The 12,417-nt window shown below is 56.3% G+C and carries 3 protein-coding genes; all 3 read right to left on the reverse strand.

The genetic code is table 11. The features are described from left to right. Positions 1-64: 64 nt before the first annotated feature. Positions 65-8,671, reverse strand: a complete 8,607-nt coding sequence (locus ACFSOY_RS04140; protein ID WP_386044258.1) for an amino acid adenylation domain-containing protein — start codon at positions 8,669-8,671, stop codon at positions 65-67. Between the two features lie 24 nt (positions 8,672-8,695). Next, positions 8,696-11,080: a penicillin acylase family protein gene (locus ACFSOY_RS04145; protein WP_386044259.1), complete on the reverse strand. Its 2,385-nt coding sequence runs from the start codon at positions 11,078-11,080 to the stop codon at positions 8,696-8,698. Between the two features lie 82 nt (positions 11,081-11,162). Next, positions 11,163-12,404 carry an MDR family MFS transporter gene (locus tag ACFSOY_RS04150; RefSeq protein ID WP_386044260.1) on the reverse strand — a complete coding sequence of 414 codons (1,242 nt, stop codon included), beginning with the start codon at positions 12,402-12,404 and terminating at the stop codon, positions 11,163-11,165. Between the last annotated feature and the right edge of the window lie 13 nt (positions 12,405-12,417).

The raw sequence follows: 12,417 nt of genomic DNA on the forward strand, positions 1-12,417 counted from the left end.
GGAAGAAGGGGAGCGCAGCCGCTTTCAGCTGCTCACCTCCCCTTCATGATCACACATCGTTCGCCTATTCCGCTTCGTCCCCGCCGAGCAGGAGCAGCGCCTCTTCATCAGACAGCCCTTCCAACTCCTCAAGCAACGCTTTCATCTCATCGTCTTCGCCAAGATCGACTTGTGATTGAACTGCAGCCGCCAACCCTTCTACCGTCGATGCTTCAAACAGAGTGCGCAAGGGCAGCTCGATCGAAAAGCGCTTGCGAAGCAACGAGATCAGACGGGTGGCCAAGATTGACTCGCCACCGACTTCAAAAAAGTTGTCGGTCAAGCTCACCGGGTCATAGCTGAGAACACTCTGCCAGATCTCCGCCACCGCTCGCTGCACTTCCGTCTCCGGAGCTTTGTATTCACGCTCTTCTTGTTGGATGGAGGGAGTCGGCAATCGCTTGCGATCCACTTTGCCGTTGAGCGTCATCGGGAATTCTTCGAGCATGATGAAAAAGGACGGCACCATATGTTCAGGCACCGATTTCCGCATGTAGTCGCGCAGTTCTGCTGTGGACAGCAAACTTTCTGGCGCGAGCGTCAGATAGGCGACCAGTCGACTGTTGCCCCTGTCATCCCGATGCGCAGTCGCAACAACTTGCAAAACATCCGGATGATGATTGATCACCGCTTCGACTTCACCAAGCTCGATGCGGAAGCCGCGGATCTTTACCTGATGATCGATGCGACCGAGGAACTCCAAAACTCCATCGTTGCGCAAGCGCACCAGGTCGCCGGAGCGATAAAGACGCGCGCCCGGAACCTGTGAAAAAGGGTCCGCTTGGAACGCCCGATTCGTTTTTTCCTCATCGTTCAAGTACCCTCTTCCCACGCAGATGCCGCCGTAGCACAGCTCCCCTGGCACGCCAAAAGGTACAGGCTGCATCGCTCGATCGAGCACGTACAAGGTGCAGTTGGCAATCACTTCCCCGATCGGCATCACCGTCACTTCCTCTGCCGGCGGACCGGAGATCACATAGTGCGTCACATCATCTGAACACTCGGTAGCACCGCAAGCGTTGATCATCCGAATCTGCGGGAAAAGCTGGAACCAGAGTCGGCACAAGGCGGGAGGCAACGCCTCCCCGCTGACAAAGAGCCATCTGAGCTGCGCAAATGTTGGGCGCGCCTCGCGGAACAGCGAAATCGACTCAAGCGTCGCTTGCAAGACGGTCGGCACCGTCTCCCAGATGGTGATTCCAGCCTCGTCCATCTCCCCGAGCAGACGAACAGGATCTGTCTCCGCCTCATCGGGCAAGATCACCGTCTTGCCACCGACGAGCAAGGCGACGAGCAGCTGCCAGACGGATACATCAAAACACTGGGAAGCATTTTGGGCGACGACGTCCTCCTCGGTCAAGCGGAGCACTTCCATTTTTGCATACAGATGGTTGACCATTCCGATATGTTCAACCATCGCGCCCTTCGGAAGCCCGGTCGATCCGGACGTGTAGATCACATAGGCCAAATCGGTCGGTGTTATCGCTCGATCGACAAACGCTTCATCCATCTGGGCGATCCGCTCTTGATCACGATCCAAACTGACGATCTTCATCCCATCTTGCACCACTCGGTCGGACAGCTCTTCGGAGGTCAACAAGACCGCCATGTTGGAATGGCTCGCCATATAGCGAAGCCGATCGTTCGGATACTTCGGATCGAGCGGAATGTAAACAGCCCCCAGCTTGAAGATCGCGATCATCGAGATGGCCCAATCGATGTTGCGCTCGCCGAGATGTCCGACAAACATGCCCGGTGCGATGCCAAGCGTCAGCAGATAGTTTGCCAAGCGATTCGATCGGCGCTCCAGCTCCTCATAGCGAATGCTCTTCTCGCGGCAGATCAATGCGGTGCGCGCAGGCGTCTTGTCAGCTTGTGTGCGGAAGAGCTCTGGGAAGCAACGATCCAAAGGATAATCTGCTCGCTTTCGATCGTCCTCGCCAAGAAGCAGGCGCAGCTCTTCCTCTGCGAGCAAACGGTGCGCTTCATGCTTGGAGGTAGGGGATTTTACCATCGCTTCTAACGTCTTCGCGTAATATTCAGCGATGTAGCCCACCTGCTCACGACACAGGTCTTCCGGGTAGTAGTCGAGCACGCAGAGCAGTTGTGACGACTGTGGATCGACCGAAAACTGGGTGGTCAGCGGCACGTAGGCCGACTCGCGGTGCCAACCGTCCAGAATTTCGATCTCCCCGCTCTCGGTCACACCTTGATAAACATGAAAGTGCGTGTAGTTGAAAATCGTCTCGAACAGCCGCTGACCGCCGCTAAACTGCCTTTGCAAATCGACGAGCGGATAGCGGCGATGAGGAAGCGACTCGCGCTCCTTTTCGAACGTCTGACGCACGAGCTCCTCCCACGTAGATCCGGCGAGATGCAATCGAAACGGCATGGTGTTCACCATCGCGCCGAGCACTTTTTCGCCATCTTCCTCCTCTGGACGCCCACCGCTGACAATCCCTGTCACCACATCGTCTTGACCGCTCAAGAGGCTGACAACCTTGAGATGTGCGGCCAACACGACGTCCTTTAGGGGGACAGACAGCGAGCGCGACAAGGAGAGCAATCCTTCCGACACCTCCTGGGAGATCGGCACGATCACGCGGTCCTCTTTATCGGACGCGAACGTTGCATTCGGCCCCGTCCAGCGCGGGATGCGAGTCGTCAAAACATCGTGGAGCTCCCTTTCCCAAAACGCTTGCGATTCGGGCGACCGTTTGGTCTGCAGCTCCCTCTGCACAAAGCGACTAAACTTTGCCTTCAGCATCGGCTCTTCTGGTGCGTCATGATCTTTCAGCACTTTGAGATATTCGGTAAACAGCCCGGTCATCGTCGAAGCGGCACTCCAACCGTCTAGCAATGGTTCGCACATCGTAAATTGGAAAGTCTCGTCGCTTAAGCGGTGAGCGTGGAAGCGGATCAGCCCTGGTTGCGACCAGTCAAATCGCCTGCGCTCTTCCTCGTAGACAAACTCCTTGATCGCATGTTCTTGCTCGGCCGAATGCAGATGGCGCAAATCGTAAACAGCGAGCGTCACTTCTGCACGAATGTGCACCAACTGCAAGGGCATGCTGAACGTCGACAGATCAAACGAAGTACGGAAGATCTCATGTCGCTTGACCATTCGGCGAATCGCTTCACGAAACGCCGGCTCATGAAACGGTCCGCGCAGTCGATAGGTGCCCAAGTACGCTTTGTACACCTCGGAAGACTCGCTATGGAAAAAGTATGACATTTGGATCGCGGGCACCGGGTAGGCATCTTCGATCCCCTCCGGAAGCTGTGCTCGATCCTGATCAGAAATCAGTTCAAACGGCGCGATCGGCTCCACGCGCTCTTCTGGCTGATGCGACGTTTTGATCGAGCAGGCGAGCTCTCGCACCGTCTGGTGCTGATAGATCTGCTCAAGCGAAACGTCGAGCTTCTGATCTTTCGCGAGCGATGCGACTTTAATACTGCGTATCGAATCGCCGCCCAGAAGGAAAAAGTTATCATCCGCTCCGATCGGATGGACATCCAAGACCCGCTCCCAGATCGAGATCAACACTTCCTCCTCAAAAGAGCTGGGCGGTGCATATCGGGCTCGCTCAAACGCGAACAGATCTGGGGCCGGCAGCGATTTGCGATCCACCTTGCCGTTTGCGGTAAGCGGAATCTCATCGATCAAGACAAAGGAATGCGGAACCATATGATCTGGTAGCCGATTGCCCAAAAAGGTGCGCAGCTCTCGTACTGTGGGCGGCTGCTTGTGCTTTGCCACCACGTAGGCCACCAGTTTTTTCTCATCAGGATCATCCTCGCGCACCATCGCCACCGCTTCGTCGACTTCCTCATGTTGAATCAGCGCCGATTCGATTTCACCGAGCTCGATCCGATAGCCGCGGAGCTTCACCTGATGGTCGATCCGCCCCCAATATTCGAGATCGCCATTCGCCAGATAGCGCGCCAAGTCACCAGAGCGATAGAGGAGCTCGCCTGACAGAGCTGGCAAGGTGACAAAGCGATCGCTCGTCAGTTCCGGACGATTGAAATACCCTCTCGTCACGCCCGCACCTCCGATGTACATCTCGCCGGGCACACCGATCGGCACCTGCTGCTGATTGCGATCGAGCAAGAGGACTTGCAAATCGGGAATCGCGCTGCCGATCACACTGCTCGCCCGATGCGCATCAGCAGCTCGCAGCGGTCGATAAGTAACATGGACGGTCGTCTCGGTGATCCCATACATGTTGATCAATTGCGGCTTGCTGTCACCATGACGCGCAAACCAGGGCTGCAAGCTTTGCACGTCCAGCGCCTCTCCCCCAAAGACCACATAGCGAAGGTCGATCTCCCCGCCAGAGCCTGACTGCTCCTCCACGCGCATCAGCTGACGAAACGCAGAAGGCGTCTGGTTGAGCACAGTAACGCGCTCGTTTTGCAACAGGCGATAAAACTCCTCCGGCGTTCGGCTGACCCAATAGGGGACGACCACCAACTTGCCGCCGAAAAGTAGCGCCCCCCACATCTCCCAGACGGAAAAGTCGAACGCATAGGAGTGAAACAAGGTCCACACATCATGATGATCAAATTGAAACCACGCATCCGTCTCGGTGAACAGGCGCACCACATTTCGATGGGTGACCATCACGCCCTTCGGATTGCCGGTCGAACCTGACGTATAGATCACATACGCCAGCCGATCGGGGCTCCGTTCCCCTTCTATATTCGCATCGTTCAGCGCGTCGATCTGCACCCAATCCCGATCGATGCAGATCGTCTGCACATCTGCACGCGAAAGCTTGCCGAGCATCCGTTCCTGCGTCAAGACCAGCTCCGCCTGCGAATCATCCAGCATGTACTGCAATCGCTCCATCGGGTAGGCCGGATCGAGTGGCAGATAGGCACCGCCCGCCTTTAGAATCGCCACGATGCCGACCAGCAGATCTACGGAGCGCTCCATGCTGATGCCGACCAGCATCCCATCGCTGACCCCGCGCTGCCGGAGATAGCGAGCCAATCGGTTGGCTCGGCTGTTCAATTCCCCATAGGTGAGACTTTGATTCTCAAACGTCACCGCATGTGCATCTGGACGTTCCATAGCTCGTTGCTCAAAAATGGTGCACAGCGTCTCATCGACCTTTTCCGACTTTGCGAGGGCACGCCATGCGGACAATTGCACGATTTCAGCATCGGTGATCAGTCGCAGGCTCGAAACTGATCGATTCGAATCCGCAGCGATGTCGGCGAGCAGCGTCTGCCAATGACCCATCATCCGACATATGGTCGCCTCTGCAAACAGTGCGGTATCGTACTGAAATTTCACCAGCAGTTCGCCATCCGATTCAGCAACCGTGACCGTCAGATCGAACAGAGACGATTTTTCTTCGAGCGTACGCGAACGCAAGAGGAGGTCGTCCAAATGTCCTGTCGCCCCCTCACAGCCCAGGGCAAACGGGGCCAACATCTGCCGCTGCGCTCCGACGTTCTGCATGACAAACGCCGTCTGAAACAGCGGGGATCGGCTCGGATCTCGCTCAATCCGCATCTTTTCCACCAGCAGGTCGAACGGATAGTCCTGATGGGCCAGCGCTTCCACCACCGTCTTGCGCACTTGCGACAGGAAGGTTGAAAAGGTCGGCTGATTCGAAAAATCGAATCGCAGCGGCAACGCATTGGTCAAGTAGCCGACCAGCTCCGCATGAGACGATCTGCTTCTGCCCGCCATATAGGTGCCGACGATCAAATCTTCTTGCTCCGAATAGCGATGCATCAAAACACCATAGGCGCCCAAAAGCAGTTGGTACAGCGTCACCTCCTGCTCATGCGCCGTTTGTTTCAACCTCGCGGTCAGCCCGGCGCCGACGCGCACATGCAGCGATGCACCGCTTTGTTTCCGTTCGGCAGGGCGCGGAAAGTCGAGCGGAATGTGCAGTGCTGGCAGCTCGCCCGACAGCTTCTCCTGCCAATAGGCAAGCTTGCGATTTCCCGCATCGGAAGCGACGAAAGCGTGCTGCCAATTGATAAAGGAGATCGCGGAAGCACTCTCCTCGACCGCTGTTGCCGCATGCCCCGACCTCAACTGCGCGTACAGAGCGGAGAGATCGCGGAACAGCAGATTGAACGACCAGAAATCGACCACGATGTGATGAAGTGCCCACAGCATCACCACTTCCTGATCGGAGCGACGGAACAGGTGGATGCGCATCGACCGACCCTTTTCCAAATCGAACGGTCTGTCCGCTTCCTCTTGCAAGCGCGCATTTAGCCGCTCGTCGCCCCACGTCGCCGCCTCTTCAACCTGGAACGAGACCTCCTGCTCGTTGTGAACGCGCTGAAGCAGCTGTCCCTCACGCTCAAAGAACGAAGTGCGAAGCGCAGGATGACGATCAACCAGCGCTTGAAACGCCCCCTGTAGCGCTCGCTCGTCAACCGCTCCCTCCAAGTGAAACGCACGGGAAATGTTGTAAGCTGGACTTTGCGGGAAGCGCTTGTACCAAAACCACAATCCTTGTTGAGCGCGGGACATCTCACATTCTGACAGCCGATCGTGATCGCATTCGCTCTCATCTGATGTGGAAGCATCTGACCCCTCGATCAGTTGATCGATCAGCGTTGCCAACTCGATCAGATGAATGCCCTCCAGCAAGCGGCTCGAATCGATGTCGATCCCGAAATCGCGCTCGATGTCATGTTGCAATTGCACAGCCATCAGCGAATCGAGACCGAGACTGCTCAGCGACAAAGCGGGGTCCAGCTTGGCGGGCAATATTTTGAGCACATGTGCTGCCTGATGGCGCAGATAGGCAAGCAAACGGGAATGGCGCTCCTCGACAGACAACGACCGCAATTCAGCGCGACTCATCAGGAGCGGTTCCGACAAAAATGACTCCTCCATCTCCCTGTCAAAAGCGTTGTGCACATCGCTCCCGATCAGGACAAGCGAACCGTTCAAGTAGCCCTCCCGACAAGCATGGCGCTGCACCTTTCCGCTCGAAGTCATCGGAATGCCGCCAAACTTGAGCAACAAAACCGCATACACTTGAACGCCATGCGCTTCTGCCACCAGCTGACGGATTGCGCTCGCAATTTCATCCACTTGGACGTTGCGATGATGGCGATCGACCTCTTGCGCCACCACCAGCCGCTCCTCTCCCTCGACCGTCACCGAAAAGGCGGAACCCGCCCCCTTTCGCAGTGCCAGATGAGCGTTTTCCACCGTCGCTTCAATGTCTTGCGGGTAGTGATTGCGACCACGAATGATGATCAAGTCTTTGATTCTGCCGGTCACGAAGAGCTGTCCGCCCTTGAGGAAGCCTAGATCGCCCGTCCGCAAAAAAGGTCCGTCCCCGTTTGACAAGCACGCACGAAACGTCGCCTCCGATTGTTCAGGGCGCCCGAAGTATCCTTGCGCAACGCTCGCTCCTGCCACCCAGATCTCACCGATCTCATCAGGGGCGCATTCGACGCCGCTTTCTGCATGCACGATTCGCACATCCTGACCGACTGCGACTTCACCGCAGCCGACCAACTCTCGCGCTTCCGACTCTGTCCGATCGCTCGCCTCTTCGATCCGATTTTGCGTCAGCGCATCGGCAGCGAACTTTTGGGCGACCGGCGATGATAACCCTTTTGCCCCCGAGACGAGCAGCGTTCCTTCCGCCAATCCATAGCAGGGGTAAAATGCATCGTCAGCAAATCCTGCGGCGGAAAATGCATCTGCAAACCGCTTCATCGTCTCGGCTCGAATCGGTTCCGCTCCGTTAAACGCAATGCGCCAACTGCTCAGATCGAGTGACGCCCGCTGCGCTTCGGTGCTCTTTTCCACCGCAAGATCGTACGCAAAATTAGGTGCGCCGCTCACCGTCGCTTTCGTTTTAGCGATCATCTCCAGCCAGCGGAGCGGACGCTGAATAAAATCGGCCGGCGCCATCAGGGTGACCGAAAACCCTGCCAGCACAGGCTGGAGCAGGCCACCGATCAACCCCATATCATGGTAGGGCGGCAACCAGATCACCCCATGATCGTCCGCGTCGGTGCCAAACGATCGTTGAATCAATGCGGAGTTGTGGAGCAAGTTGCCATGCGTCACCATCACGCCTTTTGGAGCGGAGGTGGAGCCTGATGTATATTGGAGAAAGGCAAGGCTCTCCCCGCCAATGTGCGGAGAATTCCAACTATCTTCCATACCTTCCGCATCGCCTGTCAGCAGCCAATCCAAATTGGACAAGCTGTCCGCTTTGGCTAAATGCACTTGAAACCTTTGGAACGATTCTTTCGTTGTCAGCGCAAATCGCGCCTGCGAATCCGCCACGATCGTCTGCAAGCGTGGCAACAAGCGGCTCGAAGTGGGTGGATAGGCTGGCACAGCAACCGCGCCAGCAAAGAGACAGCCAAAGAAGGCGGTCAGATAGTCCAGACCGGGAGGAAAAAGCAACAGTACTCGCTCCCCTGCCGCCCCCTTTTCTTGCAGGTAAGCGGCGATGGAGCGAGCGCGGCGCTCCGCCTCCCCCCAAGTCAGTTCTTCAAACATCTCCTCACCGTCACGGCTAAAACGGTAGGCCAACTGCTCAGGTTGACTTTCAGCCCGAGCGCGAAGAAGCTCGACAAAAGATGCTGTCTCTGTGAAGGACACCGATTGTTTCAGGTTCATCTTCTCCATCTCCTTTGACGATCGCTAGTCTGGATGCAGCACGAGCAGGTGCGCTCCAGCTCTGTATTGTTCTTTGTTGAACTGTTGCGAGGCGGGGGAATTTTCAACAAAAAGACCGGATTGATCATCATACCAGCGGCTGAGCGGATCACCAGACTGTCCGGGAGCATTGAGGTCGAGCGCTGACATGTCCTGCAGGTCGACGACCATGCGCCAGGGAGCTGCTTGCAACACCGTGCCGCTCTCTCGCTGAAACGTCATCAGACAGACTGTCGTGTTGCTGCCCCCGATCGGAAAATGACGCCTCGGATCGATCAGCTTTCCGAGCAGGGAAACCTGACGCCCGATCGGGTGTTGAGGATCGAAGCGGTGAAACGCACCCCATCTCCACTTCGAGGTTAGCTCGCCGAACTTCTGTACCAACTGGTCTACCGCGATCTTGAAACTCTCCTGCACGAGCGCCTCAAAACCGCCCGCCGCAAGCACCCATCCGTTTTCGAGTCCGCTTGCCGCTTTCAGCAACGTTTCGTCAGTCACGTTGATGCGGTCGACCATTTTTCGAAACAAGGACGTGCCCATCTTCGGTTCAAACATCCGTTTGCTGATCTGCCACCAAAAGAAATGGTAGACCAGCGGTGCAGCCGCATCCTGATCATCATAAAAATTCCAATCTTCCAGCAAGCGAACGGATCGCTGCTCCACTTCTGTCCATTCGGCCCGCTTTAGGACGGGCAACAGGTGGGGCAACAGTCGACGCGCCTGCAAGTTCAAAATATCGCCTTGCATGCGCGACATCTCCTGCAAACTGAAAGGTTGCTCTTCGCTCAGCATCTCTTCGATGCGCCAAGCTCTGTACGGTGCGTCCCAAGAACGGGTCAGCAGATAAGGATACTGCTCCTCAACAATCTGCTGATTGGCCGCCACAATAAAGCCCGATTCTGGATTGACCAGCTCGGGGAGTTCCTCAAATGGGATGAACCCTGTCCATTCATATTGGTTTGTCCAACCAGGAACCGGGTGCTCCCCCTCCCCATCCTGACGAATGGGGATGCTCCCGCCGACTCGACAGGCGATCGTCCCATCGCTCCCAGCGAACAAAAAGGTGAGAACTGGCGAGCGATACTCTCGCAGTGCCTCGCGAAATGTGTTCCAGTCGGTTGCGCAGTTGATCGCAAAAAACGCTTCCAAATCGGCAGAGGGGAGCAAAGCGGACCACTGCAAAGCTAACACCTCTTCCGCTTGCCCCTCCTCAGCGACGATCACATCTGATACCACCGGTCCGTGCCGAGTGGTGTACACCGCAAACACTACATCCGCTTTTCCCTTCACTCGGATGATCTCGCGCCTCACCTCTGCATGCTCCCAATGTTGCTCATATTGAAACTGTGCCGGGTCGGAAGGGTGCCTCCGTTCCACAAACAGGTCTTGTACATCCGCTCGGCTGTTGGTCACGCCCCATGCGATCTGCTCGTTGTGGCCAATTAAAATGCCTGGCACCCCCGGCAGAGAGACGCCGATCACGTTGAGTTTCTCCAACTCCCCTTCCACGATCAGATGGGTCTGGTACCAAGTGGAGGGCGTCTGCAGATCGATGTGCGGGTCGTTGGCCAGCAAGGGCTTTCCCGAAACGGTTCGCTCTCCCGCCACGACCCAGCCGTTTGAACCTTTCGTCACATCGCCCGCTGTGGTGAGCAGATCGAGCAGTTCCTCTGCCAACGCATCGCTTTCGAGTGCGCCCTTCACCTCCTGCTCTGACCGAGCGCCCACAGGTACACCTGCCTGCCACTTGCCTCTCGGGATGGTCAGCGGACCATCTTCCGGATAGGCGGGCCTGATTTCTCGTCGCAGCTCTTCACCAACGCGCTTGCCGACCTCATGATGAAACAGTTCATTCCCCATGTTTTGCGACAGGCTATACGAGAGCAACCTACCGATGCACAGGACTTCAAAAGGCGTCCACTCCTGTGGTTCATAGCCGAGCAAAGCAAACTCGATCGGCAATCTGCCATTTTTCTTCGCGTCTGCAACATATGCGTTTACACCCGCACAATAGCTCTCCAGATGCTGCAAGGTGTTGGCAGAGTAGGCCGCGATCGATCGCTCCGCCGCCTTGTGCATGGAAAGTGTGCGAAAGAGTCGGTCCGATTGCTCCAATCCTGCCCCCAATACTTCTGCCAACCGCCCAGAGACCATTCGAAAACTCATGTCCATCTGCCACAGCCGATCTTGGGCGGTCACATATCCCTGCGCCATGTACACATCGTGGAGCGACTGCGCCTCGATGTGCGGAACTCCACGCCAATCCCGGTAGATGCTGACCTTTGAGCGAAGACCCTCCAAATGCAAGATTTTACGTGACGGGCGCCTCGCAAGTCGCTGGTGCAGGCCGCGGCTCACTCGCTTTGCCACCGACAACACCCCAAACCTTGCAAAGCTCAACAATCTTTTTTGCTTACTCCCCTTCAAAAAGCTCTCCTCCTCTTCCTCACCTTCATGCGGATGAAACGCTGGAGACTGCTCGTTGCCGTTCCCGCTTGGCATAGACCGACTGCCCGCGCCAGAAGAAGAGAGTGCTCACCAGCGCGATCGAGCCAAACATGATGAACATGATGCTGCCGCCAAAGCTTCCCAGCACCATCCCGCCAATCCAAGGTCCCATAAAGTTCCCAAGTTCGGTAAATGTCTGCGTGCCATAATAGGTGCCGCGCATCCCCTCTGGTGTAATTCGATCGAGCAGCACATATTCGGAAGGGATGATGAAGATCTCGCCGATTGTAAAGATCACCATCGACATGATGAAGAGAACCCATCCGGTCGAGAAAGCAAACCCGAGATCGCCGAGCGCAAACAGCAAAGCACCGAGCACGACGCCGAACAGCGGGGTGCGTTTCTCAATCCATTTCGCCAGCGGTATCTGGCAGACGATCACGACAAACGCGTTGATGCTGAGCAGCGTGGAGAACATGAGAATTCCATTCGTAAACTCTCGCTCCAGATGCTGTCCAAGCGTGACCGACATCTGTCCATGCACCATGATGCCAAGCGTTCCGCCGAGCACAAACCAGCGCAACACCCGATCCTGCACCACCACTTTTAAGACTTCTTTCAGCTTGAAGGACTCCCCGCGCGTCTGGGTGATCTCGCCGACTTTAAAGCGGCGCATCAGCATGAGCAAGAAGAGTGGGTAGACAAAATAGACGATCGCTGCGATCAAAAAGGTCTGCGAACTTCCCGACAACCCGGCCAGCGCGCCAAGCATCGGACCCATCACGAAACCGATGTTTACCGTCCAGTAGCGCAAAGAGAAGATGCGCATTCTTCTTGACTCTTCGGTCAAGTCTGCCATCAGCGCTTTCGAAACAGGTGCGAAGAACGAGCCGCTCAGCCCATTTGTGACAGACAACACCGCTAACAACCACGGAGTTGTCGTGTATGTGAAGCCGACAAATGACAACGAGATGCCGAGCAGAGCGAAAACCACCACTTTTTTGCGCCCTACAAAGTCGGATAGCGCCCCCCCGATAAACCCGCCAAATGTACCGGCAAGCGGACCTAAGCCGATAATGCTGCCGATCACACCAGGGCTCAGCTCTGTGTTTTGCGTCAGGTAGATGGCCAGAAAGGGAAAGCTCATCGAGCGCGCGATCGTCGTGATGATCGTTCCGATCAATAATGTGTAAACGACCGGGTGAAAGCCACCAAAATAGCTACTTTTAAATCGCTGGAGAAACATTGCCAACACCACC

It is taken from the genome of Tumebacillus lipolyticus, assembly GCF_042682745.1.
Lineage (GTDB): Bacteria > Bacillota > Bacilli > Tumebacillales > Tumebacillaceae > Tumebacillus_A > Tumebacillus_A lipolyticus.

Bases quoted from the DNA above. Each gene is read 5' to 3' on its own strand.
- ACFSOY_RS04140 (WP_386044258.1), bottom strand. From the start codon at position 8,671: ATGAACCTGAAACAATCGGTGTCCTTCACAGAGACAGCATCTTTTGTC.
- ACFSOY_RS04150 (WP_386044260.1), bottom strand. From the start codon at position 12,404: ATGTTTCTCCAGCGATTTAAAAGTAGCTATTTTGGTGGCTTTCACCCG.